This window comes from Bradyrhizobium sp. WD16 (assembly GCF_024181725.1).
Lineage (GTDB): Bacteria > Pseudomonadota > Alphaproteobacteria > Rhizobiales > Xanthobacteraceae > Bradyrhizobium_A.
Window position 1 is genome coordinate 4,273,253 of sequence record NZ_CP028908.1, and the last position, 24,636, is coordinate 4,297,888.

Sequence of the window (24,636 nt, forward strand, 5' to 3'; positions counted from 1 at the left end):
CTGCGCAGTGTTGCGCAAGACCGGAGCGGGAACAACCAGACGATGCAGGATCGAGAGTGGGCCTACTCGCAGACTCTTCAGCCCTTGGCGCCGATCCGCCCCTCGGTGCCGTCCATCAGGCGGCGGATATTGGCCCGGTGCATGAACCACAACAGCGCCGTGAGGACCAGGAACAGCACGGCGAGCGGCGCGTGGCCGAACCAATAGAGGGTGAGCGGGGTGACCGCGCTTGCCACCAGGGCCGAGAGCGAGGAGTAGCGGGTGGTGACGGCGGTGGCGAGCCAGAGCACGCAGAACATCACGGCGCCCGGCCAGAACAGCGCCAGCAGCACGCCGATATAGGTGGCAACGCCCTTGCCGCCCTTGAAGCCGAGCCAGACCGGAAACAGGTGGCCGAGAAAGGCGCCGAGCGCTGCCGCCATGGCGGCCTGCGGCCCGGCCCACAGCCCGGCGATCAAAACGGCAATGGTGCCCTTGAGCATGTCGCCGGCGAGGGTGGCGGCGGCGAGGCCCTTGCGGCCGGTGCGCAGCACATTGGTCGCGCCGATATTGCCGGAGCCGATGTTGCGGATGTCGCCGGTGCCGGCGATCCTCGTGATCAGGAGGCCGAAGGGGATCGAGCCGCACAGATAGCCGACGGCGAGGGCCGCCAGCAGGATCAATTCATGGGACATCGGGGCCTCTGCAGTCCGAGCTCTCACCTTGATCCGTCACCCTGAGGTGGCCGAGCGAAGCACGGCCCTCGAAGGGCGACGGCCATTTTCTTGAAGATATTGGCCGTTCATCCTTGGAGGGCGCTTCGCGCCAGCTCAGGACGTGGGACCAACATCTAGTGTGGCGTCTCGCAATTGCCTATGCCCTTTGCGGCAAGCTCCTGTAGGCAATTGCGAGACATAAGCCACACTAGCACTTTGATTTTGCTAGTGTCCTGATGTCTCCGAATTACCGTGCGAGCGCGAGGCAAACGTAGCGGTAATTCGGAGACGGGACACTAGACATGCTCATAGACCGTGCGGCCGCCGACGATGGTGCGGACCACGCGGCCGGTGAAGCGCGCCTCGTCGAACGGCGTGTTCTTGCACTGCGACTTGAGATCCGCGGGATCGACCACCCAGGGCACCTCGGGGTCGATCACGATGACGTCGGCCGGGGCGCCGGGCCGCAGCGATCCACCGGGCAGCCCGAGCAGCTGGGCCGGCCGCGTCGACATCGCGCGGATCAGGTCGATGAGCTGCAATTCGCCATTGTGCACGAGGCGCAGCGCCGCCGGCAGCATGGTCTCGAGGCCGATGGCGCCCGGCGCCGCCTCGGCGAAAGGCAGCCGCTTGGTCTCGACGTCCTGCGGGTTGTGGTCCGACATCACCACGTCGATCAGACCCGAGCCGACGGCTGCGACCAGCGCCAGCCGGTCCTCCTCGGTGCGCAGCGGCGGCGACAGCTTGAGGAAGGTCCGATAGGGGCCGATATCGTTCTCGTTGAGGGTGAGATGGTTGATCGAGACCGAGGCGCTGACATTGATGCCGGCCTCGCGCGCCCGTCGCAGCACCTCGATCGAATCCCGGCAGGTGATCGAGGCGGCATGATAGCGGCCGCCGCACAGCGCGGTGAGGCGCACGTCGCGCTCCAGCACCACCGCCTCGGCAGCGGTGGGAATGCCGAGCAGGCCGAGCCGCGAGGCGAACTCGCCCTCGTTCATCACGCCGTCGCCGACGAGGTCGGGGTCCTCGGTGTGATGGACGATCAGGGCATCGAAGTCGCGGGCATAGGTCAGCGCCCGGCGCATCACCTGGGCGTTCATCACGCTGTGGGTGCCGTCGGTGAAAGCGACGGCGCCGGCTGCGCGCAACAGCCCGATCTCGGTCATCTCCTCGCCGCGCAGGCCCTTGGTGAGGGCCGCCATCGGATGGATGTTGACGATGGCGGTGTCGCGGGCGCGCCGCATCACGAAATCCACCGTTGCCGAGTTGTCGATCACCGGCGAGGTGTCGGGCTGGCAGATGATGGTGGTAATGCCGCCGGCGGCGGCGGCCTGGCTTGCGGAGGCGAAGGTTTCGCGGTGGTTGGCGCCGGGTTCGCCGACAAAGGCGCGCATGTCGACGAGCCCCGGTGCGACGATCTTGCCGGCGCAGTTGACGACGTCGGTGCCTTCGGGAATGCCGGCGGCGCCGATGCCGCGGCGCGCGTCCTTGATGATGCCATCGGCGATCAGGATGTCGCCGGGACCATCGAGACCGCGCGAGGGATCGATGACGTGGGCGTTGGCGAGCAGGAGGGGGAGGCGTCCGGTCAGCATGGCATCACGCATTCGGCAGGTTGCGGGCCAGCGCTTCCAGCACCGCCATCCGCACCGCGACGCCCATTTCGACCTGTTCGCGGATCAGCGACTGGGCTCCGTCGGCGACGGCGGAGTCGATCTCGACACCCCGGTTCATGGGCCCGGGATGCATCACCAGCGCGTCCGGCTTGGCATAGGCGAGCTTCTTCTGGTCGAGGCCGAAATACTGGAAATATTCGCCGCTGGAGGGGATCAGCGAGCCGCTCATGCGCTCGCGCTGCAGCCGCAGCATCATGACGATGTCCGCGCCTTCGAGACCTTCGCGCATGTCGCGCGCCACCTCGACGCCCATCCGCTCGATGCCCGGCGGCAGCAGTGTCGACGGCGCCACGACGCGTACCCGTGCGCCCATGGTGTTGAGGAGGATGATGTTGGAGCGGGCGACGCGCGAGTGCATCACGTCACCGCAGATCGCCACCAGCAATCCTTCCAGCCGCCCCTTGTTGCGGCGGATGGTCAGGGCATCGAGCAGGGCCTGGGTGGGATGTTCGTGGGCGCCGTCGCCGGCATTGATGACCGAGCCGTCGACCTTGCGGGCGAGGAGTTCGACCGCGCCGGAGGCGTGGTGGCGCATCACCAGGATGTCCGGGTGCATGGCGTTCAGCGTCACCGCGGTGTCCATCAGCGTCTCGCCCTTGCGCATGGAGGACGAGGAGACGGACATGTTCATGACGTCGGCGCCGAGCCGCTTGCCGGCGATTTCGAACGAGGACTGGGTCCGGGTCGAGGCTTCGAAGAACAGGTTGACCTGGGTGCGTCCGCGCAGATCCGAGCGCTTCTTGTCGACCTGCCGGTTGAGCTCGACATATTCCTCGGCGAGATCGAGAAGGCCGACAATATCGTGCCGGGAAAGCCCTTCGATGCCCAGCAAATGACGATGGGCGAAGACGAAGGTCGATTTCGGTGCTCTGGTCATTAAAGCAATGCCTATAGGGATGAATGAAAATCAGGGCAAGACGGATTCAGGGCCCAAGGACTTATCCCCCGTTCCCTGGACCGCGCCGGACGGCGCCGTCGACATGGGCACCGGCCATGATTGTTCCGACGACAAGGCGCATACGGGCGTCAAATCCACTGCACTGGCGATGGCTGCCGGTGGGGACCCTGGCGCGGCAGGGCTTCGTCACCGACGCCAGGGAATGGTGGCATTTCTCCCTGCCGGGAGCGGGCAGCGCGGCCTTCGACTTTCCGGTGACGTCACGATGACGCGTTGTTCGCCTGTATTCATCGGGCGGGCTCCGGCCTAAGCTCCTGCCGGTCGTCGGCACGGATGCTGATATATAATGTGTAGGGCTGCAGGACGAGTTGCCATGAACGAGGCGTTCACCACCCACGAGGTGTTCAACCAGTCGCCGCCTTTCGAGGAGGTCGATCTCTACACCCTTGACGCGCCGCTGAAGGACGCGGTGCGCGCCGGCGGCGGCGCGGGGGCGGCGACGGAACTTGCGGATTTCGGCCGGCATTGGGGCTCGGCGGCCATGGCCGAGCGCGGCCGCCTCGCCAATGAATGCACGCCCAGGCTGAAGACCTTCGATGCGCGCGGGTTTCGCCGCGACCAGGTGGAATTCCATCCGGCCTATCACGAATTGATGGCCCACAGCGCCCATGCCGGCCTGCACAATTCGACCTGGAGCGGGCAGGGCGCGCCCGCCGGTGGCGCCGCCGAGGTGCTGCGCGCGGCGAAATTCTACATGGCGGCGCAGGTCGAGACCGGGCATCTGTGTCCCATCACCATGACCCGCGCCGCGGTCGGCGCGCTTGCCGCCGAGCCGGCGCTGCTCGGCCGCCTGATGCCGGTGCTCGGCACGCGCAGCTATGACCCGAGCTTTGCGCCCTGGCCGACCAAGCGCGGCATGACCATCGGCATGGGCATGACCGAGAAGCAGGGCGGCACCGACGTGCGTGCCAACCTGTCCAGGGCCGAGCATGACGGCGGGGCCTACCGTATCACCGGGCACAAGTGGTTCATGTCGGCGCCGATGTGTGATGCCTTCCTGGTGCTCGCCCAGGCGGAAGGCGGGCTGACCTGCTTTCTGATGCCGCGATTTACGCCCGACGGTGCGGTCAATGCGCTGCGCTTCCAGCGTCTCAAGGACAAGCTCGGCAACCGCTCCAATGCCTCCTCGGAAGTCGAGTTCGTCGGCGCCTATGCCGAGCGCGTCGGGCCGGAGGGCCGCGGCGTCCCCACCATCATCCAGATGGTGTCTCTGACGCGACAGGACTGCGCCATCGCTTCCGCCGGCCTGATGCGCTCGAGCCTTGCGCATGCGCTGCATCACGCCCGCCATCGCAGCGTCTTCCAGAAACATCTGGTCGATCAGCCCCTGATGCGCAGCGTGCTGGCCGACATGGCGCTGCAGGTCGAGGCCGCGACTGCGCTGGTGTTCCGGCTCTGCCACTCCTTCGATGCGGCTCCGTCGGATGCTGCCGAGGCGGCGCGCATGCGCCTGCTCACTCCGGTCGTCAAATACTGGACCTGCAAGAGCGCGCCGGGCTTCGTCTATGAGGCGATGGAGTGCCTGGGAGGTAACGGCTACGTGGAGGACGGCATTCTCGCCCGCCATTACCGCGAGGCGCCGGTCAACGCCATCTGGGAAGGCTCGGGCAACGTGATGTGCCTCGACGTGCTGCGGGCGCTGTCGCGTGAAGGCGCCGCGGCCGAAGCGGTGCTGCGGGCGCTCGAGGCCGAGACCCGCGGCTTGCCCGGCACCGCGGCGGCCGTGAGCGCTGTCGCCAAGGTGCTGCGCGCCCCGGATTCGGAGCGCACCGCGCGCTACGCAGTGGAGATCCTCGCGCTGCTCGCCGCCACCGCCGCGCTCAACGCGCTCGCTCCGCGCCATGCCGAGCTGTTCGCGGCAAGCCGCCTCGCCTCCGCCCACGGAGGCTTCTACGGCGCGGCGGACATCGCGGACGCCGATGCGCGCGCCTTGCTGGAGCGGGCGCTGCCGCCGTCGTGACGCCCGAAGTCAGGTGCTGCCGCCGGGCCGCAGCGATGCGAGGCGGTCGAGGGCGCCTTGCAGGATGAAGATCGCGGCGTGCTCGTCGATGACCTTGGCGCGCCGGGCGCGGCTGACGTCGGCGGCGATCAGCTCGCGCTCCACTGCTGCGGTCGACAGTCGCTCGTCCCACAGACCGATCGCGAGAGGGGTGAGGCGGGCGAAATTGCGGGCGAAAGCTCGGGTTGCCTGCGCCCGCGGACCGTGGCTGCCGTCCATATTGACGGGCAGCCCGAGAACAAAACCGACCACGTTGCGCTGCTGCGCCAGAGCGAGAACGCGGGCGGCATCGGCGGTGAAGGCGGTGCGACGGACCGTCTCGACGCCGGTGGCCAGCCGGCGGTCGGGATCGGAGACGGCGACGCCGATCGTCTTGGTACCGAGATCGAGGCCGATCAGGGCGCCGCGCACAGGCCAGTGCGCCGCTGCCTCGATGAGCGGCAGCACCTTGGCCGGATCGTGGACGGGAGGTTGGGTTGGCATCGCGCTTCGCTTAACACGCGGTCCATGTCGGACGCAAAACGGTGGATACCCTGACCTAGTGTCCCGTCTCCGAATGACCGCTTCGTTTGCCTCACGCTCGCACGGTCATTCGGAGACATAGGGACACTAGCAAAATCAAAGTGCTAGTGTGGCTTATGTCTCGCAATTGCCTACGAGAGGGTTGCCGCGAAGGCGGTAGGCAATTGCGAGACGCCACACTAGTGTCCCGTCTCCGAATGACCGCTTCGTTTGCCTCACGCTCGCACGGTCATTCGGAGACATAGGGACACTAGCAAAATCAAAGTGCTAGTGTGGCTTATGTCTCGCAATTGCCTACGAGAGGGTTGCCGCGAAGGCGGTAGGCAATTGCGAGACGCCACACTAGTGTCCCGTCTCCGAATGACCGCTTCGTTTGCCTCACGCTCGCACGGTCATTCGGAGACATAGGGACACTAGCAAAATCAAAGTGCTAGTGTGGCTTATGTCTCGCAATTGCCTACGAGAGGGTTGCCGCGAAGGCGGTAGGCAATTGCGAGACGCCACACTAGTGTCCCGTCTCCGAATGACCGCTTCGTTTGCCTCACGCTCGCACGGTCATTCGGAGACATAGGGACACTAGCAAAATCAAAGTGCTAGTGTGGCTTATGTCTCGCAATTGCCTACGAGAGGGTTGCCGCGAAGGCGGTAGGCAATTGCGAGACGCCACACTGGTTCGGCCTGCGCGCTCGGCTCCGCCGGTGGCTTTCTGCAGGGGGGAGTGGCCATTCGGCATGCGGCATCTGCCGGACACCAGCTTCGGAAAGCGGGCACCAGTGTCCCGTTTCCAACGTTCGTGTCCCATCGAAGCAGGCGCCTATTGATGATAATGCTCGCGCGGAATAATTGCCGGGAGGATGCGGATGTGGCCGGATCGCCGACTGCTGGATCTGTTCCAGATCGAAGTTCCCATCGTTCAGGCGCCCATGGCCGGGGTGCAGGACGTCGATATCGCCATCGGTGCCGCACAGGGCGGTGCGCTCGGCTCGCTGCCTTGCGCCATGTGGGGCGTCGACAAGGTGCGCGAGCAGATCGGCATCATGCGCCAGCGCATCGCGGCGCCGCTCAATCTCAACTTCTTCTGTCACGCCCCGGTGGCGGCGGAGCCTGAGCAGGAGGCGGCCTGGCGGGCGCGGCTCGCCAACTATTATCGCGAATATGGCCTCGATCCCCAGGCGCCGGTAGCGGCCGCCAATCGCGCGCCCTTCGATGCGGCGATGTGCGAGCTCGTCGAGGAGCTCAGGCCGGAAGTGGTCAGTTTCCATTTCGGCCTGCCGGAGCGCGCGCTGCTCGACCGCGTCAAGGCGGCCGGAGCCAGGGTCATGGCATCGGCGACCATCGTGAAGGAGGCGGTCTGGCTCGAGGACCACGGCGCCGACGTCGTCATCGCCCAGGGCGCCGAGGCGGGCGGCCATCGCGGCATGTTCCTCACTGGCAACATCGCGGCGCAGCCGGGCACGATCGCGCTGGTGCCGCAGGTGGTGGACGCGGTGAAGGTGCCGGTGATCGCCGCCGGCGGCATTGCCGACGGACGCGGGCTCGCGGCCGCGCTGGCGCTTGGCGCGGCGGGGGCGCAGATCGGCAGCGCCTATCTGCGCACGCCGGAATCGAAGGTCAGCGCCGTGGCTCGCGCCGTGCTCGCCGCCGCCGACGACGATGCCACCGTGATCACCAATGTGATGACGGGGCGACCGGCGCGTGGTGTCGTCAACCGCGTCATGGCGGAGGTCGGGCCGATCGCGCCCGAGGCGCCGGCCTTTCCCCATGCGGCCACCGCACTGGCGCCGCTGAAGATGGCTGCAGAGAAACAGGGCCGCACCGACTTCACCAATCTGTGGGCGGGGCAGGCGCTGGCCTTGGGCCGGGAGATCGGCGCCGCCGGCCTGACCCGGCAGATTGCCGCCGACGCGCTGGCGCGGCTGCATCGGCTCGCATGCTGACGGAGGGAGCACCGCGCGCCTCCGCCCGGCTAAACTTTCCAGATCTTGCTCTAAGCGACGGGCAACTCAGGTATTTTTCGATCAAATGAGGTTGGCGGCGGGCGCCGAAATGCTCTATACGGCGCTTGTCGCCGCCAACCGTTCCGATGCTTGAGGTCGCCATGTCAGTCGATGCCGCCACCGTGCGCCGGATCGCGCATCTCGCGCGAATTGCGGTCAAGGATGAGGAGGTCGAGCACCTCCAGGGCGAGTTGAATGCCATGCTGGCCTTCGTCGAGCAGCTGTCGCAGGTCGACGTCACCGGTGTGGAGCCGATGACCTCGGTGATGCCGATGGCCATGAAGATGCGCAAGGACGCGGTCACCGACGGCGAGATCGCCGACGTCGTCGTCGCCAATGCGCCGGCCACGGAGGATCACTTCTTCGTGGTGCCGAAGGTGGTCGAATAGAAACAGGGTGCTTAGGAGCATTTGGCATGTGCCTGTTGTGCGACGACGAAAAGGCCTATCAGGCCTACATGGCCTATCTCGACGAGATGGAGCGCCAGGGCAGGGCGGCCGATTCCGGCAAGGCGATGGACGCGGCGCTCGCGGTCGTCACCGGCACCAAGGTCGCCGACACCACGCTCTCCGTCCATACGCCCGGCATTTCGGTTTCTCCCGCCCCAAGATCCCCGTTCTCCTGCGATCCGGTTGACGAATGACTGACCTGACCTCGCTGACGCTGGCCGACGCCCGCGACGCCCTGAAGCGCAAATCCTTTTCCGCGTCCGAACTCACCGAGGCTCATCTCGCCGCCATGGAGAAGGCGCGCGTGCTCAATGCCTATGTGCTGGAGACGCCCGACGAGGCGCGGATGATGGCGCAGGCCGCGGATATCCGGCTCGGCAAGGGCGAGGCCGGGCCTCTCGAAGGCATCCCGCTCGGCATCAAGGATCTGTTCGCCACCAAAGGCGTGCGCACCACGGCCTGCTCGAAGATCCTCGGCAATTTCGTGCCGCCTTACGAATCCACCGTGACCGCGCAGCTCTGGCGCGACGGCGCGGTGATGCTCGGCAAGCTCAACAACGATGAATTCGCCATGGGCTCGTCCAACGAGACCTCGGCATTCGGGCCCGTGGTCAATCCGTGGCGGCGCGAAGGCTCGGAAGCGAAACTGGTGCCGGGCGGCTCGTCCGGCGGGTCGGCGGCGGCAGTCGCCGCGGGACTGTGCGTCGGGGCGACCGGCACCGATACCGGCGGTTCGATCCGGCAGCCGGCGGCCTTTGCCGGCATCACCGGCATCAAGCCGACCTACGGCCGCTGCTCGCGCTGGGGCACCGTTGCCTTCGCTTCGTCGCTCGACCAGGCCGGGCCTTTCGCCCGCACCGTGCGCGATGCCGCGATCCTGTTGCGTTCGATGTCCGGTCACGATCCCAAGGACACCACTTCGGTCGACCGGCCGGTGCCGGATTTCGAGGCGGCGGTCGGTCGCTCGGTCAAGGGCATGAAGATCGGCATTCCGAAGGAATATCGTCTCGACGGCATGCCGGCCGAAATCGAGAAATTGTGGGGCCGCGGCGGCGAATGGCTGAAGGCCGCCGGCGCCGAACTCGTCGAGGTCTCGCTGCCGCACACCAAATATGCCCTGCCGGCCTATTACATCGTGGCGCCGGCCGAGGCGTCCTCGAACCTCGCCCGCTACGACGGCGTGCGCTACGGGCTGCGGGTGCCGGGCCGCAACGTCATCGAGATGTATGAGAACTCCCGCGCGGAGGGCTTCGGCGCGGAGGTGCGCCGCCGCATCATGATCGGCACCTACGTGCTATCGGCCGGCTATTACGATGCCTATTACCTGCGCGCGCAGAAGGTGCGCACGCTGATCAAGAAGGATTTCGAGGACTGCTTTGCCAAAGGCGTTCACGCCATGCTGACGCCGGCGACGCCGTCGGCGGCATTCGGCATCGGCGAAAAGGGCGGCGCTGATCCGGTCGAGATGTACCTCAACGACATCTTCACGGTGACGGTGAACATGGCCGGGCTTCCCGGCATTGCCGTACCGGCCGGCAAGGATGCCCAGGGGCTGCCGCTGGGGCTGCAGCTGATCGGCCGTCCCTTCGACGAGGAAACGCTGTTTTCGCTCGGCGAGGTGATCGAGCAGGCGGCCGGCCGGTTGACGCCGGCAAAATGGTGGTGATCGCACCGCCCGGACGGCCTTAACCTCGCCGTAAAGACGCCGCCACTACGCTTCCACATTGTGAGTGGTCGTCGGAGATGAGCGTGCGGGCGAGGCTCTTAAGTCTGGTTGTGGCGACATCTGTGCTTGTCCTCGCTGGTTGTGCGTCGATCCGCAACGACCCCGTCAACGTCCCGACCGCCGAAGGCGGCAACGGCCTCCCGATCGATTTCGAAACCGGTGGAGCCGAAGACAGCACGGTGATCGGTCTGTCGTTTTCCGGCGGCGGCATGCGCGCCGCCGCCTTTTCCTATGGCGTGTTGACCGAGATGGAGCAGGTGCCGTCCCGCCGCGCCGGTTCGATGCTCGACAATGTCGAATTCATCTCGGGGGTGTCGGGCGGTTCGGTGACCGCGGCCTATTTCGGCCTGCGCAAGCGCGCCGGTCTCGCCGAATTTCGCGAACGCTTCCTCCTGCGCAACGCGGAAGAGGGCCTGCAGACCTCGCTCTCGGTGCCCAATCTCGCCCGGGCGCTCGCCGGCGGCATCAATGATTCCACCGGCCTGCCGCGCTGGCTCGACGCCAACCTGTTCCACGGGGCGACCTTCGGTCAGCTCATCAGCAGCGGCCGGCCATGGGTCTGGATCAACGCCTCCGACATCTACAACCGCACGCCATTCACCTTCGAGCCGGCGGTCTTCAAGGCCATCTGCAGCGACGTCTCGGCCTATCCGTTGGCGGATGCGGTGGCCGCCTCGGCCGCGGTTCCGGTCGCCTTCGCGCCGGTGGTCATCAAGACCTTCCCCAAGCAATGCAACAATTCGTTGCCGGCCTGGGTCCTGCGCGCACGCGACAATCCTGCCGCGCCGCCGATGCTCAAATCCTTCGCGAGGGCGCTGACCCGCTACCACGACGGCTCGATGCCCTACATCAAGCTGCTCGATGGCGGCCTCGTCGACAATTTCGGCCTGTCGGGCTTTTCGATCGCGCGGCTCTCCGCCGATACGCCCTATGGTCCGTTGACGCCGAAGCAGGCGGTGCGGCTGCGGCGGGTGCTCTTCCTCGTCGTCGACGCCAAGACCGGCGCCGCCGGAGACTGGATCAATACTGTCGAAGGGCCGAGCGGCGTCGAACTGGTCAAGGCGGCCGCCGATACCGCCATCGATGCCAGCGTCAATACGAGCTTCACCGCCTTCGACCGGATCATGAGCGACTGGCAGGCGACACTGGCACAGTGGCGCTGCGGGCTGTCGGCCGCCGAGCGCGCGCGCTACGGCGCAGGACCCGGCTGGAATTGTCGCGACATCAAATTCTTCGTCGGACGCGTCGGCTTCGATCAGCTCGATCCGGGCCGGGCGGCGGAGCTCGAGGCGATCCCGACGCGCTTTCAGCTGCCGGTGGAGCAGATCGACGCAGTCGTCGCCGCCGGACGCGACGCCTTGCGCGTCAATTCGACGTTCCGCGCCTTCCGGGCCAGCCAGTGACGGGCGTCGTCGCGCGGCGGGGGTTTTCTCAGGCAGCGCTTCGCGGTAAAAACTCTGCATGAACGCACCCGTCAAACCGTCCAAGCTCATCAAAGGCGCCACCGGCGACTGGGAGATCGTGATCGGGCTGGAGATCCATGCCCAGGTCACATCCAAGTCCAAGCTGTTCTCGGCGGCTTCCACCGCCTTCGGCGGCGATCCCAACTCCCACGTTTCGCTGGTCGACGCGGCGATGCCGGGCATGCTGCCGGTCATCAACGAAGAATGCATCGCCCAGGCGGTGCGCACCGGACTGGGCCTGAAGGCGCAGATCAATCTGCGCTCGACCTTCGACCGCAAGAACTACTTCTACCCCGACCTGCCGCAGGGCTATCAGATCAGCCAGTACAAGTCGCCGATCGTCGGCGAGGGCACGGTCGTCGTGGACATGCCCGAGGGGGACAGCTTCAGCGTCGGCATCGAGCGCCTGCACCTCGAACAGGACGCCGGCAAGTTGCTGCACGACCAGCATCCGACCATGTCTTTCGTCGACCTCAACCGCTCCGGCGTGGCGCTGATGGAGATCGTCTCCAAGCCCGACTTGCGCTCCTCGGATCAGGCGCGGGCCTATGTCACCAAGCTGCGCACTATCCTGCGCTATCTTGGTACCTGCGACGGCGACATGGAGAAGGGCAGCCTGCGAGCCGACGTCAACGTCTCGGTTCGCCGCCCGGGCGAGCCGTACGGCACCCGTTGCGAGATCAAGAACGTCAATTCGATCCGCTTCATCGGCCAGGCGATCGACTACGAGGCGCGGCGCCAGATCGGGATCCTCGAAGACGGCGGCGTGATCGAGCAGGAGACGCGGCTGTTCGACGCGGTCAAGGGCGAAACGCGGTCGATGCGCTCCAAGGAAGAGGCTCATGACTATCGCTATTTCCCCGATCCCGACCTGCTGCCGCTGGAACTGACCCAGGCCTATGTCGACGACCTGAAGGTCCATCTGCCGGAGCTGCCGGACGAGAAGAAGGCGCGCTTCATCAGCGATTTAGCCCTGACGCCCTACGACGCCGGCGTGCTGGTCAGCGAGCGGGAGAGCGCCGACTTCTTCGAAGCGGTGCTGGGCGGTCTCGCCAACCAGCAGCGCGACGGCAAGCTGGCCGCCAACTGGGTGATCAACGAACTGTTCGGCCGCCTCAACAAGGAAGGCAAGGACGTCACGGCTTCGCCGGTTTCCGCAGCCCAGCTCTCGGCCATCGTCGATCTGATCGGCGAGGGCACGATCTCCGGCAAGATCGCCAAGGATCTGTTCGAGATCGTCTGGACGGAGGGCGGCGACCCGCGCGCACTGGTCGAGAGCCGCGGCATGAAGCAGGTCACCGACCTCGGCGCCATCGAGAAGGTGGTCGACGACATCATCGCCGCCAATCCCGACAAGGTGGAGCAGGCCAAGGCGAAGCCGGCGCTGGTCGGCTGGTTCGTCGGACAGGTGATGAAGTCGTCCGGTGGCAAGGCCAACCCGCAGGCCGTCAACGATCTGCTCAAGGCCAAGCTCGGCCTTTGACGTTTCGCGGCGGCGCGTTCGCCGTCGCGCCGATCCGACGTTCTTATTTCTTGTCGCGCGCGGCTTTTGCGCGTCCTCATCGTTGCCTGTTTCAGACCGCGAGACGGGCTGGGCGAGGTCGCCGTCGTCCGAATCGGAGCGGCTGCGATTCGGCAAAACATCCGGTTCGACCCCGCCGGCGCCGCCGCGAAGACGTCCCTCACCGATTTTTTTTTGTTGCGCAGATTTTCGACTCGGGCGCAGCGCCGGATGTTTTTGGCGGTTCCGACGACTCGCTAGAGACATCGCGAACGCGGATCGCGTCATGCGCGGCGATGCAAGTTATCAGCTAAAATCGGGCACTTCTTGACTGTTGACAGCGTGGCGTCCGGATTTCCTGCACGTCGTGCGATGCGTTCAGCGTCGTCGTCGCATCATCGTCGACGCGAGTTGACGGCAGCGCGCGCGCCGCAACCGTCAACACTTCCTTAAGCGAGACACTGTTTTTTTCTATGCGTTGGTGTAAGCCAATTGAAGTGCATTCGATTCCCGAGTGCACGACAGCGATCAAGCCATCTCATTTATGGAGGGCAACATGGCCAAGAAAGCGAAGAAGGCGAAGAAGGCGGTGAAGAAGACCGCGAAGACCGCGGCGAAGAAGACCGCGAAGAAGACCCGCAAGGTCGCCAAGAAGAAGAAGTAAGGCTTCGCCTTACGAGAGTTGCCGGCAGGATTTGCCGGCATCGTCATAAGGACCCCGTGACGATCCGCGGACGCGGTGAGCCACTGGGCACCGGAGACGAAAGAGGGTGTCGGCGAGACATCAGGGCAGGCGCCTGGACTGTCGCTTTCGCTTCGAAAGCCGGTCCGGTGGAAGAGTTAGCGTCCGATCTACATTGGAGCGCTCTTCGGTCGTTGCGGACCTGCCGCAATTTCACCAGCGGTTTCCTCTGCGTGAAGTCTCGATCCTGACGTGTTCACCGACGCCCTCGTTCTCGCGTTGCCGGCTTCGAGAGCCGCTCGCGCCGAGGATCGGATCTCCGATCCTCCTTTGATCATCTTCCGCCCCTCGACATTTCATCGGCCCGCCGCGCAGCGATGCTCTCGCCTGCGGGCATGGTTATCGTTTCGCCAAGATGGCGCCGTCGATCCGCTTCAGCTGCGGCGCGGAAGTGATTGCAAAATCGATCATTTTTATTGTCCCGCGGGTGCTGCCCGCCGATCGGGATTCACCTCCGATTCAGCCAACTGCTTAAACTGCTCTTCAAATTTGCCCGGTTTGATGGAGCCAACACGCCGGACAACGGCGGTGGTGAGCAGCGGATGTGGAACACAAAGCCTCGGCGCTGCAGGGACCGGCCGATGAGCGGCCGGCAAACAGAGACGGGATAGCCAGATGTTGCACTTCGAAGTCGATATGGCCGCCGCCATGCCGGTGGAAGCGGGCGCCGATCCGGACGTGCTGTTCGAACTCGGCATGCTCTATGCGAGCGGCAGGACCGGTGCCGTCGATCTCATCGCCGCGCACAAGTGGTTCAATCTGGCCGCCGTGAAGGGGCGGGCGGATGCCCTGCCGATGCGGCGCGAGGTCGCCTCGCTGATGTCCGAGGCGGAGATCGCCCAGGCCCAGCGCGAAGCCCGTGCGTGGATGATCGCCCACTGACGGGGCGTCGGAAGGCTCAAGCCGGCTTCGGCGCCTGTCCGCTCCGCCGCACCAGTTCGAGATAGCGGTTCATGGCGTTGCCCTGCACGGCACGCCGTCGGACCAGGTGGTGGATGCAGTTGGCGGCGAGATCGAACGAGCCGTAGCAACCATGCGCCACCAGCGCCAGGTGCTTGAGCTGCTCGATGCTCATGGCGTCGGGCCGCATGAAGTCGCGGACATAGACGATGTCGGCCTCGACCACCTGGTTCAGCGCGGTGGCGGGGTGGGGCGGCACCATCGGCGCGATCATCTTCTTGTTGATTGCCGCGAACATGTGCGGAACGAAGCCGAGGCCGCGCAATTCGCGATCGACGTCGCCGAATACCGGCTGATCCTTGTAGAGCGGAATGAAGGAAACCTCGGTCTGCACCGCGACCGCGGCCTTGAGGCGGCTTCGGCCGTTCTGGAAGACCATCAACTCCGAGCCCTGGATGTCGATCTTGAGGTAGTCGAGCGCGCCGATCTCGGCGACGTCGTCGAGCCGTCGGGTCTTGATCGGCTCTTCGCGCAGCACCTGGCCAAGCTCGGTGAACATCGGGAAATGACTTAGCGCCAGAGGATCCGGCTGCAGCAGGCTGGCGAAGCCTGTGCCCCGACACAGCCTCAGGCGATGTTCGGCGCCGTCGCCGATGGCGTAAGGCAGATAGGTCTCGAGATCGCTTTTGGCGGCATTGAGCCGCTCCAGCGCGACCGGATGCGGATCGAAGCCGGTGAGACGGCAGGTGCGCTGGCGCAGCATCTCCTTGTAGGGCGGATCGCCGTCCAGCGGATTGGCCCCGATATCGACCACCTCCGTCAGCCGCTCGGGGGCGAGCAGGTCGATCAGGCGGGGATCTGTGGTCGTCGTCATCTTGGCCGATCCAGTCGAGGAAATGTCGTTCGCTTCCATGCGGACGGCCCATTGTAACATTGTCCAGCGCCCGGCCGCGAGCGGTGCCTCCGCTCTCGGCACGGTTCGCCCTTTCGGGGGCCGGACGGCAATGCGCTGTCCGACGAGGCACGCTAAAATGATGGCATGGGATTCGGCGTCTTTATTCACCGCTCAGATTCGATCTACGACGACAGTCCGGCTGATCGGTATCAATTTCCGCGCCAATATCTCGGGCGGGTCGAGGCGTGTGTAGGTGACTGGATCGTCTATTACGAGCCGCGCAAGGTCGCCGAGACCCGCGGCTACTTTGCGGTCGCCAGGGTCGAGCGCGTCATTCCGGACCCCACGGCTTCAGGCATGTACCTCGCGCTCATCGAGCCGGGCAGCTACCTCGATTTCGCCAATCCGGTGCCGTTCAGCGATGCGGAGGGCGTGATCGAGCGTGGTGTCCTGAACGAGGACGGACGCATTTCGGGACGTGCCCAGGCGGCCGTGCGTGCGCTTTCGCCGAGCGACTTCAATCGCATCATTGGGCTCGGAGTGAACGACAGCGAACCCCTGTTTCCGCGCATCGGGGAGGTCGCGCCGCCTGCCGGCTTCCATGAAGAGCCAACACCGTTCGAATTCGAGCAAGCCCGCGAGCGTGTCAGCTATCTGTCTTCGCGGATCGTGCGGGACCGCGTTTTCCGACGCATCGTGCTGCGCGCCTATGACGAACGCTGCGCCATCAGCGGATTGAAGCTGATCAATGGCGGTGGTCGTGCCGAGGTCGCGGCGGCGCATATCCGGCCGGTGGAAGCGAACGGCCCCGATATTATCAGCAATGGGCTGGCGCTATCAGGAACCGCGCACTGGATGTTCGATCGCGGGCTCATCAGCCTTTCCGACGATCTGGAGATACTGATCTCGCGGCACGCCAATGACCTCGATGGCGTGCGCGCCTTCATCAACAGAAGTGGACGCGCGATTGCGCCTTCGAGGGCGTTCGAGCGTCCGCATCCACACTTCCTGCAGTGGCATCGCGAGCATAGCTTCAAGCAGTGAGAGCGACATTCCGAGCGTGCCGAGCCTGCGTCAGTCGCACTTCATTGCGGCAGATGCACGCCAGCTCCGACCAGGGAAATTGCCGCCCCTGGAATCATCGGAGCGCCGCTGTAATCGCGGAGCTGAACCGCCGTGCCGCCAAATCGGCACTGCGCCAAGCGCCTCTACGACGCCAACGAGTCAGGCGTTGCCGATCTGGACGAACAGAAGACCCTGCAGCCCCTCGACACCCGTTCGGCACGAGGTTGTTACCCATGTCTCAGGTACGGTCGCCTTAGGTACGGTCTGTTACCTATGTGTCCGGGCTGGACAAGGCGGGGGGATGGCGGAGACAGAGGGATTCGAACCCTCGATAGGGCTTTACAACCCTATAACGGTTTAGCAAACCGCCGCCTTCAGCCACTCGGCCATATCTCCGTCACGGCTGCATATGCCTGAGCCGGCCGCCGCCTGCAAGCCGGCAGTTGGGGATTGCAGCTCGTGGTCCAAATCTAACGTTCAGACACCAGCCGAAGCGGGATGCGAATGGCGGAATCGGACCCGCCTGGCTCACAATGCCGGCGCGCTGGCCCGCCCGGATGCCGGCGACACTCTATGTAACAAGATCCATCATGGAGCGATCGGTGGTCGCGACGACAACGCGGGCCGGGGCGGTTTCTCCGGTTGATCGGCGACCTTTGATTCGACCGGGTGCCGGGATTCGGCCGCAGATCGGCCTGCCGCCGCCGCCCGCTTTGTAAGCAGGTATTCCCGGGTTCTTTCCCGCCTTTTCAGGGCTTAAAAAATTAATTTGTAAAATCAGTCACTTGCGCGAATGCTCCGTTCACGAAGCCGTGTTATTTTGGCAACACATTGCCGAAAACGCCCTGAATGGCTCGTTTTTGAGGCGGTCCTTTGTTGCCTGTGCATGGCTGTTAGGTAATTCTCGACCTGCGACGGAGGGGGGCATCCCGAGGTCGCCCCGTCTGGCTGTTTCGCTCAAGTCCCTCGCGTTTTGCGGGTGTGTCCGAGAGCGCGAGGCGCCGCGACGGGCAGGCGGGGACAGGGAACCATCCCAGGTGCCTTTGGGCACGACGGAAATGGAACTCTCCCTAATACGACAACACTTGGAGGTTTACATGAAGATGGTTAAGAGCCTTGTGCTCGGGACCGCGGCTGGCATCGTCGCGCTCTCCGGCGCTCAGGCGGCCGATCTTCCCGTCAAGGCCAAAGCGGTCGAGTACGTGAAGGTCTGCTCCCTCTATGGCGCAGGTTTCTATTACATCCCCGGCACCGACACCTGCCTTCGCATCGGCGGTGCGTTCCGTTTGGACACCACGTTCAACGGCAACCTCTATGACGGTCCGTATTGGCAGGGCGGCGCCGGCGGCGCCAACGCCTACAACCGCAACTACTACGTCACCCGTGAACGTCTGAACCTGTTCGTGGATACCCGCACCGCCACCGAATGGGGCGTGCTGCGTACCTACGCCAACCTCCAGTTCGACTTCACCCAGGGCCGTGAGAACATCGCCGGCGGCTTCACCGAAGTCGACTTCGTGTTCATCCAGTTCGCCGGCTTCACCCTCGGTAAGGCGGTCTCCGAGTTCGACCCGCAGTGGGCGCTGGCCAAGCCGTCGATCTCGTCGAACTACCTGTCGGGTTCGAACAACGCCACCGGCATTCCGCAGATCGCCTACACTTGGCAGTTCGGCAACGGCGTGTCGGGCACTCTGTCGCTCGAAGACGGCGTTCCGTATCGCACCGCGGGCGTGCTCAACACCTCGTTCCCGTTCATTGCTCCGTTCGGCGCCTCGAATGTCGCCTTCGGCGGTGTCAACGGCACCAACAGCTTCCTCGGCAATGCCCAGCTCGGCGCTCACGTGCCGGATATCGTCGGCAACCTGCGTGTCGACCAGGCCTGGGGTACCCTGCACTTCGCCGCCGCCGCGCATGAAGTCCACGGCACCTACTACACCGCGACCAACAGCGATAGCGGTCATCCGGGCTCGGCCTGGGGCTGGGCCGCCACCGGCGCCTTGGAGCTGAAGAACCTGCCGACCGGCGTGGGCGACAGCTTCAAGATCGAGGGTACCTATGCCCACGGCGCGGCCAAGTACGTCTTCGGCGGCACCTGGGATAGCGCCGGCGCGGGCCGCTTCGCCAAGATCGGCAGCGGCACCGGCACCGGCGGCAGCATGGCGTTCGGCTATGTGCTCGACGGCGTCTATGCCGGCACGAGCGATGCGCTCGGCACCAACATCCAGCTGTCGGACGCCTGGGACGTGAGTGCTTCGTTCGAGCACTACTGGAACCCGGCGTGGCGGACCTCGCTGTTCGGCGGCTACAGCGCCATCAAGTATGGCTCGGCGGGTAACGCCCTGCTGGTCGCGGCCTCCAACGCTGGCCTGTTCGGCGCGGCGCCGGGTGCCGGCACCTTTGGCGGCACCAACACCGGCAGCTTCGACTTCAGCGTCGCCCAGATCGGTTCTCGCACCGCCTGGACCCCGGTCAAGAACCTGACGCTGTCGGCCGAAGTGATGTGGACCCGTCTGCACCAGAACCAGAACGGCGTCTACACTGCCGCCGCGGGCTCGATCCCGGGCGTCGGCGCTGCCACCACCTACCAGATGAAGGACCAGAGCATCTGGAACGGCGGCGTGCAGCTCCTGCGCAGCTTCTGATCCTGATCGCCTGATCAGATCTAGGTTGAACCCCCGGCGGTCTCCGCCGGGGGTTTTTCTTTAGTTCGTACGAAATCGATATGCCGACGCCTTCGTGCCGGGACAGCGATGCGCCGGACGTGCGGTCAGCTTGTGCGGACAGCTTGCTGTCAAGCCGGGACGGCGAACGCCGCCGGCGACAGCCCGGCGCGATGACGCTCGATCATGACGGTGTAGGCCGCTTCGAGAGCCCGGGTGGTGGTCGCGGTGTCGAACAGCGGCGTGGAGCGGCGGTTATCGGCGAGCCGCTCGCGCAGGCCAAGGAGCCGCGCCGGATCGCGCGCCAGGGCTACCGCCGTTGCCTCATAATCGGCGAGGCTCGTCGTCACCAGGTCGGGCAGGTCGATGGCTTTGAGGAGGCTCGCGGCGACGCGGCCGGCGAAGGTCGAGCCGCGGCAGGTCAGGAGCGGCAGGCCCGCCCATAATGCGTCGCTGGCGGTGGTGTGGGCGTTGTAGGGCAGGGTGTCGAGAAACAGGTCGGCGCAGCGGTGACGGGCGAGATGCTCGGCGGGTGGCACGCGGCCGGCAAAGACGATGCGGGCCGCGGCGATGCCCGCGGCCTCGGCGGCGCGGCGCAGGTTGGCGGTGGCCTCCGTGCAGTCCTCGATCAGCCACAGCACGCTATGCTCGATCTCGCCGAGAATGCGCAGCCACGCCGCGAAGATCTCGGGCGTGATCTTGTAGCTGTTGTTGAAGCAGCAGAACACGAAGCCGCGCTCCGGAAGACCGCAGCTGCGGCGCGTCACCTCGCCGGTCGCGATCGGACGTTGCCGGTCATTGGGCTGATAGCAGTGCGGCAGGGTGACGACCTTCTCGGCGAAGAAGCGGTGATCCTCGACGGGGAGCACTTCGCCGTCGGCGATGATGTAATCCATGTAGCTCGCGCCCAGCGTGCCCGGAAAGCCGAGATAGTCGACCTGCACCGGCGCGGCGCGGCGGGCGAAGACGCGGGTGCGGGCCTCGCCGAAATAGCCGTTGAGGTCGACCAGGACCTCGATGCCGGCCTCGCGGATCGCTGCCGTCGCTTCGACGTCGCTCAACTCGCGGATCGGCACGATGCGATCGACCGCGGCGGCGATGCGCCGGCGGGGCGCGCTGCCGTCGTCCCAGCCGTTGTCGAAGGCGACGATCTCGAATCTGTCGCGGTCATGCCGTTCGAGGACACCGACCATGAGCAGCGAGGTGGCCTGCTCGCGGAATTCGCCCGAGACATAGCCGATGCGCAGGCGCGGTCCCGGAGCAGGACGCGGCAACGCTGCGAAATTCGGCGGATAGAGCTGACGGCTGAACAGCTCGGCGCAGCGCTGCAGGCTCGACGGGGAGGTGGCGACGCCTTGCCAGCCGAAGGGTTCGGCGGAGGGCCGGCCGGCAGCGAGATCGGCCTCGATCTCGGCGATCAGCTCCGCAATGCCGTTCCAGTCGCAGATCAGCATCTTCTGGTGGGCCAGGCTGCCCTTGAGAAACGGCAGCGCGGGATTGAGCGCATAGGCGCGCGCGAAGGCGGCGACAGCGGCGGCGTGGCGCTTGAGACCGGATTCGAGCACCCCCAGTCCGTACCAGGCCTCGGCCATGTCGGGCCGCAGCGCGAGCGCGGCGTCATAGGCGGCGCGGGCCTCGTCGTGACGCTTGAGTTCTGCCAGCGCCTTGCCTTTGTTGAAGATCGCAACGGCGTCCTTCGGGTCGAGCGCCAGGGCCTGGTCGAAGTCGGCGATCGCCCGGCCATGGGCTTTGAGAAGGGTGAGCACGGCGCCGCGGTTGTTCCAGCCCTCGCCGTTGCGCGGATTGAGCGCGAGCGCCTGGGAAAAGCGCTCCAGCGCCTCGTCGAGACGCCCCAGCGATTTCAGCACGAGACCGTAATTGTAGAAGGTGGCGTCCGATCCGGCGTCGAGACGCAGGGCCGCGACGAAATACTTCTCGGCTTCCTCCAAGCGCTGGGCGGCGGTGAGGAGCACGGCAAGCAGATTGAGCGCGCCGAGGTTCTTCGGCTCCTTGCGCAGCACCTGTCGAAACCCGCGCTCGGCGGTGGCGAGGTCGCCGCGCTGGAATGCGGCATAGGCCTGACGGAAGGTCTCGGCGAGCGTGGCCATGGGATCAGGCGGCGCGGTCGCAGCGGGCGCAGAACGCCTTGATGCGGGTGATGGTCGCCTCATCGTCGAGCAGCGGCGCATGCCCCTGGTCGGCGACCTCGAAAACCTCGAGATCGGGCCGCCGGCTCTGCATTGCCTCGATGGTGTCGCGGCTGAGCAGGTCCGAGAGCGCGCCGTGCACCAGCATCAGCGGCGAAGCGGCAAGCGCATCGAAGGCGTCCCAGGCCGGCGGCAATGGCGTGTCCGCGTTCAGCGCGGCCAGTGTCTGCGCCAGGGCCGGGTCATAGGTCTGGCGCAACATGCCGTCCTGTTCGCGCCAGGCGCGGCGCGCCCAGTTGCGCCAGGCGGCGTCGGTCAGGGCGGGGAAGTCGCATCCGAAAAGGCGCTTGAGATCCTGGGCGGCATCCTCCCAGGACGACGGCACCGGCCGTTCGCCGACAGAGCCCTTGATCCGCATCAGCCCGGCGCGTTCGATCACCGGCCCGACATCGTTGAGGACGACGCCGGCGAGCAGGGGCGAGCCTGCGGCCGCCAGCGCCAGGGCGATCAGCCCGCCGCGCGAGGTGCCGACCACGATGGCGCGGCCGATCCCGAGTTCGCTGGCGAGCGCCAGCACGTCCGCCATCTCCACCGGTACGCTGTAATGGGCGATGTCGGGGTCGAAGTCGGACAGGCCGCGGCCGCGATAATCCACCGCCACGACCCGGCGTGGCGCCGTCTCGTCGTTGGCGAGAGCCAGCATCAAGGTGTCGAAATCGGCGGACGTGCGGGTCAGCCCGGGCAGGCACAGCACCGGCAGCGCGCCGCTGGCGCCTTCGCTCGCGGGCGCGATATCGCGGGCATGCAGCCGCAGCCCGTCGGCCGACCTGAAGAAGACATCGTGAATCTGGGCGGACATGGCGGCTCGCAACGGGGGATGGGTCGACGGGCGCGGCAACGGCGGCCGACGCCTCGCCAAATTACTCCACGACCGAGCCGCGGCGCAAATCGGCCTCGATCTGCAACCGTGCGCCGCCGCCGAAGCGGGCGCGGTAGACCTGGAGATTCTCCATGACGCGCTGGACGTAATTGCGGGTTTCGGAGAACGGAATGCGCTCGACCCAGTCGACCGCATCGACCTTGGGATCGCGCGGATCGCCGTAGCGGTCGAGCCACTTCCTCACGCTGCCGCGCCCGGCATTGTAGCCGGCGAAGGTCAGGATATACGAGCCGCGATAATCCTCGATCAGCCCGCCGAGTTCGCCGGCGCCGACGGAAGCGTTGTAGGCCGGATCACTGAGCAGCCGCTTCTGGTCGAATGCCTCGCCGTATTTCTTGGTGACATAACGGCCCGCGGCCGGCGTCACCTGCAACAGGCCCATGGCGTTGGCGCTCGACACCACGCGCGGATTGAAGGCGCTCTCCTGCCGGGCGATGGCGAAGACGACGCTGCGTTCGACCTCTGGGCCGATGGTCTTGTAGGCTGGGATGCCCGAGACCGGATAGGCGTAGTGGTCAAAGGGCATGCCGCGGTTGAGCGCCGCCTTGCCGACCAGCAGCATGCCGCGCGCGTCGTGATTGCGCTGGGCGAGTTCGCACAATGCGGCAAGCGCCTCCGGATCGTCGGCCTTCTCGCCCATTTCGGCGAGGACCGGAACGGCGATCTCGCCCTCGTCGAGCGCGTAGAGCAGTTCGACGGCGCGCACGACCTCGAGCCGGTCGCTGCCGCGGCCACGGCCGGGCGCTTCGCGCAGCCCCAGTTGCGGCAGCCCGAGTCGCGCCCGGGCGAGCTGGCCGTAATAGCTCGTCGAATGCGCCGCCGCCGACTGATAGGCGGCGCGCGCCTCCTGGCCGCGTCCCATGGCCTCGGCGGCGCGGCCCTGCCAGTAGCCGGCCCGGGCGAGCGCCGTCGGATTGCTGCTGCCCACCCCGATGCGGGCGAAATGCGCCGCGGCCGTCGCCGGGTCGTTGAGGAAGCGCAGCGCGATCCAGCCGGCGGTGAATTGATGCTCGGTCTTGTAGATGTCCCGCGTCGGGGTGGCGGCATCGCGGGCAATCGCGTAGGCGGTGCGGTAGTCGCCATCATCGAGCAGCTTGCGCGCCAGCAGGCGACGCTCCACCCACCATTCGTCGAGATTGATCAGCCGCGCGGGATCGCGCGGCGCCGCCAGCATGAGCTGTGCGGCTTCGCCGAACTTCTCCTCGCGCCGCAACTCCTGGATGCGGCTGAAGATGAAGCCGGGGTCGCTGTGCAACTCGTGCGGCACGGCGGCGAGCAGGGCGTTGGCGTTCGATGCCTTGCGGTTTGCGGCAAGGCGGGCCTTGGCGAAGGCGACATAGCCCGCGCCGAGCCGGTTCGCTGCGCGGAGCGATATCTCGGCGTCGTTGGCGTAGAGGAAATAATCCATCCGGGCCTTGTGGTCGCCGGCGCTGATCATCGCGCCGAACTGATTGAGCGCCGCCGCCTCGGTATCGGAGGTCATCGGATCGGAGCGCCAGGCTTCGCGAACCAGGTGCTCGGCATTGCGGCGATCGCCGCGATTGAGCAGCGCCCGCGCCAGCACCAGCCGGCCCTTGCCGGACGTCGGCTCATCGTCGCCGAAATAACCGAGGACGGTCGCGTCGTCGCGGCGGTCGTCCCACAGCGCCGCTTCGGCGCGACGCCGCAGCAGCGTCATGCTCGGCCAGCTCGGATTGGCGGCGATGAAGGCGCGGTAGCGTTCCATCGAGGCGCCGTTGTTGTCGCTGCGCAGGATGATCCATTCGGCGAGCTTGCGCGCCACCGGATCGCCGATGCCAGCGGCCACCTGGCTGGCGCCGGCCGGGTTCTTGTTCTCGCGAATCTGCTCGATGACCTGCTCGAGCGCCGCCGCGTCGGCCTGCGGCGTCGATGAACTCGAGGACATCGCCAGCGGCGCCTGGCGCTTGCGTGGCACCGCGTGCTGGGCGGATTGGGCCGGCGTCGTCACCGCTGCGGAGGGCGCCACGGCGGTGGCGAGCATGGCCTTGGCCGCGGGCTTGACCGCGGACGGCGAGGTCTGAGCCTGGGAGCTTCGAGGCTGGGTGGCCTGGCTGGGCGGACGCGGCTTGGGGAGCGGCACCGCGGTCGCTGCGGTCGGATGGGCGCCGATGGCGAGCAGGGTGGCGAGGGCAACGGACGGGAGAAGGGACGGGACAAGGCGCGCCAGCTTGGCCGCGGGCGCCCGGGACGGGGCGCCGGGGGGCAGGGTGCGGGGTGTGGCGGATGCGCGGGCCGGCTGCGTCACTTCGGGCCTCGTTGGAATCACGCGATCGCTCT

General features: G+C 66.2%; 19 protein-coding genes and 1 tRNA gene. 11 read left to right on the plus strand and 9 right to left on the minus strand.

All coding sequences use genetic code 11. The annotated features are described in order from the left end of the window. Positions 1-77 precede the first annotated feature (77 nt). The 3 genes from plsY to DB459_RS19855 all read right to left on the minus strand — a co-directional run bounded on the left by plsY (position 78) and on the right by DB459_RS19855 (position 3,251). Positions 78-674, minus strand: a complete 597-nt coding sequence (gene plsY / locus DB459_RS19845; protein ID WP_253706954.1) for a glycerol-3-phosphate 1-O-acyltransferase PlsY — start codon at positions 672-674, stop codon at positions 78-80. Between the two features lie 317 nt (positions 675-991). Next, positions 992-2,293 (minus strand): dihydroorotase, encoded by a 1,302-nt coding sequence (locus tag DB459_RS19850; protein WP_253713642.1) that lies wholly within the window; start codon positions 2,291-2,293, stop codon positions 992-994. Between the two features lie 4 nt (positions 2,294-2,297). Next, entirely contained in the window at positions 2,298-3,251 is a 954-nt protein-coding gene (locus tag DB459_RS19855) for an aspartate carbamoyltransferase catalytic subunit (RefSeq protein ID WP_253706955.1), read from the minus strand. 116 nt (positions 3,252-3,367) lie between these two features. Between DB459_RS19855 and DB459_RS19860 the strand changes: the two genes are divergently transcribed. Together DB459_RS19860 and DB459_RS19865 are read left to right on the plus strand one after the other, a co-directional pair. After that, entirely contained in the window at positions 3,368-3,541 is a 174-nt protein-coding gene (locus DB459_RS19860) for a hypothetical protein (RefSeq protein ID WP_371926784.1), read from the plus strand. 104 nt (positions 3,542-3,645) lie between these two features. Then, positions 3,646-5,292, plus strand: coding sequence for an acyl-CoA dehydrogenase family protein (locus tag DB459_RS19865; RefSeq protein ID WP_253706956.1), 1,647 nt, complete (start codon positions 3,646-3,648; stop codon positions 5,290-5,292). 9 nt (positions 5,293-5,301) lie between these two features. Here DB459_RS19865 and ruvX read toward each other — a convergent pair whose 3' ends face one another. After that, positions 5,302-5,814, minus strand: a complete 513-nt coding sequence (gene ruvX, locus DB459_RS19870; RefSeq protein ID WP_253706957.1) for a Holliday junction resolvase RuvX — start codon at positions 5,812-5,814, stop codon at positions 5,302-5,304. A gap of 899 nt (positions 5,815-6,713) precedes the next feature. Between ruvX and DB459_RS19875 the strand changes: the two genes are divergently transcribed. The 7 genes from DB459_RS19875 (at position 6,714) to DB459_RS19905 (ending at position 14,613) form a co-directional block, all read left to right on the plus strand. Next, positions 6,714-7,790 (plus strand): nitronate monooxygenase family protein, encoded by a 1,077-nt coding sequence (locus tag DB459_RS19875; protein ID WP_253706958.1) that lies wholly within the window; start codon positions 6,714-6,716, stop codon positions 7,788-7,790. Positions 7,791-7,951: 161 nt separating this feature from the next. Then, positions 7,952-8,239, plus strand: a complete 288-nt coding sequence (gene gatC, locus DB459_RS19880) for an Asp-tRNA(Asn)/Glu-tRNA(Gln) amidotransferase subunit GatC (protein ID WP_253706959.1) — start codon at positions 7,952-7,954, stop codon at positions 8,237-8,239. A gap of 26 nt (positions 8,240-8,265) precedes the next feature. Next, positions 8,266-8,493, plus strand: a complete 228-nt coding sequence (locus DB459_RS19885) for a hypothetical protein (protein ID WP_253706960.1) — start codon at positions 8,266-8,268, stop codon at positions 8,491-8,493. Beyond that, positions 8,490-9,965, plus strand: a complete 1,476-nt coding sequence (gatA, locus tag DB459_RS19890) for an Asp-tRNA(Asn)/Glu-tRNA(Gln) amidotransferase subunit GatA (protein ID WP_253706961.1) — start codon at positions 8,490-8,492, stop codon at positions 9,963-9,965. The genes DB459_RS19885 and gatA overlap by 4 nt, the downstream gene beginning before the upstream one ends. Positions 9,966-10,042: 77 nt before the next feature. After that, positions 10,043-11,428 (plus strand): patatin-like phospholipase family protein, encoded by a 1,386-nt coding sequence (locus DB459_RS19895; protein WP_253706962.1) that lies wholly within the window; start codon positions 10,043-10,045, stop codon positions 11,426-11,428. Positions 11,429-11,486: 58 nt separating this feature from the next. Then, entirely contained in the window at positions 11,487-12,971 is a 1,485-nt protein-coding gene (gatB, locus tag DB459_RS19900; RefSeq protein ID WP_253706963.1) for an Asp-tRNA(Asn)/Glu-tRNA(Gln) amidotransferase subunit GatB, read from the plus strand. 1,375 nt (positions 12,972-14,346) lie between these two features. Beyond that, a complete protein-coding gene (locus DB459_RS19905) occupies positions 14,347-14,613 on the plus strand; it encodes a hypothetical protein (RefSeq protein ID WP_253706964.1) in 267 nt (88 codons plus the stop codon). A gap of 16 nt (positions 14,614-14,629) precedes the next feature. Here the strand turns inward: DB459_RS19905 and DB459_RS19910 are convergent, their stop codons facing one another. Continuing rightward, positions 14,630-15,505 (minus strand): FkbM family methyltransferase, encoded by an 876-nt coding sequence (locus DB459_RS19910; protein ID WP_253706965.1) that lies wholly within the window; start codon positions 15,503-15,505, stop codon positions 14,630-14,632. A 165-nt stretch (positions 15,506-15,670) separates the two neighbouring features. Between DB459_RS19910 and DB459_RS19915 the strand changes: the two genes are divergently transcribed. Further along, positions 15,671-16,570, plus strand: a complete 900-nt coding sequence (locus DB459_RS19915; protein ID WP_253706966.1) for an HNH endonuclease — start codon at positions 15,671-15,673, stop codon at positions 16,568-16,570. 323 nt (positions 16,571-16,893) lie between these two features. Here the strand turns inward: DB459_RS19915 and DB459_RS19920 are convergent. Further along, a tRNA-Ser gene (locus DB459_RS19920) sits at positions 16,894-16,987 on the minus strand. Between the two features lie 701 nt (positions 16,988-17,688). Between DB459_RS19920 and DB459_RS19925 the strand changes: the two genes are divergently transcribed. Further along, complete coding sequence (locus tag DB459_RS19925) at positions 17,689-19,233, plus strand: porin (protein ID WP_253706967.1); 1,545 nt, start codon at positions 17,689-17,691, stop codon at positions 19,231-19,233. Positions 19,234-19,382: 149 nt separating this feature from the next. Here DB459_RS19925 and DB459_RS19930 read toward each other — a convergent pair whose 3' ends face one another. From DB459_RS19930 to DB459_RS19940, 3 genes are all read right to left on the minus strand, one after another. Further along, positions 19,383-21,359 (minus strand): tetratricopeptide repeat protein, encoded by a 1,977-nt coding sequence (locus DB459_RS19930; RefSeq protein WP_253706968.1) that lies wholly within the window; start codon positions 21,357-21,359, stop codon positions 19,383-19,385. Positions 21,360-21,363: 4 nt separating this feature from the next. Next, positions 21,364-22,257 (minus strand): alpha/beta fold hydrolase, encoded by an 894-nt coding sequence (locus tag DB459_RS19935; RefSeq protein ID WP_253706969.1) that lies wholly within the window; start codon positions 22,255-22,257, stop codon positions 21,364-21,366. Positions 22,258-22,318: 61 nt separating this feature from the next. Continuing rightward, positions 22,319-24,604 carry a transglycosylase SLT domain-containing protein gene (locus DB459_RS19940; RefSeq protein ID WP_253706970.1) on the minus strand — a complete coding sequence of 762 codons (2,286 nt, stop codon included), beginning with the start codon at positions 24,602-24,604 and terminating at the stop codon, positions 22,319-22,321. Positions 24,605-24,636 lie beyond the last annotated feature (32 nt).

Bases quoted from the DNA above. Each gene is read 5' to 3' on its own strand.
- plsY (WP_253706954.1), bottom strand. From the start codon at position 674: ATGTCCCATGAATTGATCCTGCTGGCGGCCCTCGCCGTCGGCTATCTG.
- DB459_RS19850 (WP_253713642.1), bottom strand. From the start codon at position 2,293: ATGCTGACCGGACGCCTCCCCCTCCTGCTCGCCAACGCCCACGTCATC.
- DB459_RS19855 (WP_253706955.1), bottom strand. From the start codon at position 3,251: ATGACCAGAGCACCGAAATCGACCTTCGTCTTCGCCCATCGTCATTTG.
- DB459_RS19860 (WP_371926784.1), top strand. From the start codon at position 3,368: ATGATTGTTCCGACGACAAGGCGCATACGGGCGTCAAATCCACTGCAC.
- DB459_RS19865 (WP_253706956.1), top strand. From the start codon at position 3,646: ATGAACGAGGCGTTCACCACCCACGAGGTGTTCAACCAGTCGCCGCCT.
- ruvX (WP_253706957.1), bottom strand. From the start codon at position 5,814: ATGCCAACCCAACCTCCCGTCCACGATCCGGCCAAGGTGCTGCCGCTC.
- DB459_RS19875 (WP_253706958.1), top strand. From the start codon at position 6,714: ATGTGGCCGGATCGCCGACTGCTGGATCTGTTCCAGATCGAAGTTCCC.
- gatC (WP_253706959.1), top strand. From the start codon at position 7,952: ATGTCAGTCGATGCCGCCACCGTGCGCCGGATCGCGCATCTCGCGCGA.
- DB459_RS19885 (WP_253706960.1), top strand. From the start codon at position 8,266: ATGTGCCTGTTGTGCGACGACGAAAAGGCCTATCAGGCCTACATGGCC.
- gatA (WP_253706961.1), top strand. From the start codon at position 8,490: ATGACTGACCTGACCTCGCTGACGCTGGCCGACGCCCGCGACGCCCTG.
- DB459_RS19895 (WP_253706962.1), top strand. From the start codon at position 10,043: ATGAGCGTGCGGGCGAGGCTCTTAAGTCTGGTTGTGGCGACATCTGTG.
- gatB (WP_253706963.1), top strand. From the start codon at position 11,487: ATGAACGCACCCGTCAAACCGTCCAAGCTCATCAAAGGCGCCACCGGC.
- DB459_RS19905 (WP_253706964.1), top strand. From the start codon at position 14,347: ATGTTGCACTTCGAAGTCGATATGGCCGCCGCCATGCCGGTGGAAGCG.
- DB459_RS19910 (WP_253706965.1), bottom strand. From the start codon at position 15,505: ATGACGACGACCACAGATCCCCGCCTGATCGACCTGCTCGCCCCCGAG.
- DB459_RS19915 (WP_253706966.1), top strand. From the start codon at position 15,671: ATGGGATTCGGCGTCTTTATTCACCGCTCAGATTCGATCTACGACGAC.
- DB459_RS19925 (WP_253706967.1), top strand. From the start codon at position 17,689: ATGAAGATGGTTAAGAGCCTTGTGCTCGGGACCGCGGCTGGCATCGTC.
- DB459_RS19930 (WP_253706968.1), bottom strand. From the start codon at position 21,359: ATGGCCACGCTCGCCGAGACCTTCCGTCAGGCCTATGCCGCATTCCAG.
- DB459_RS19935 (WP_253706969.1), bottom strand. From the start codon at position 22,257: ATGTCCGCCCAGATTCACGATGTCTTCTTCAGGTCGGCCGACGGGCTG.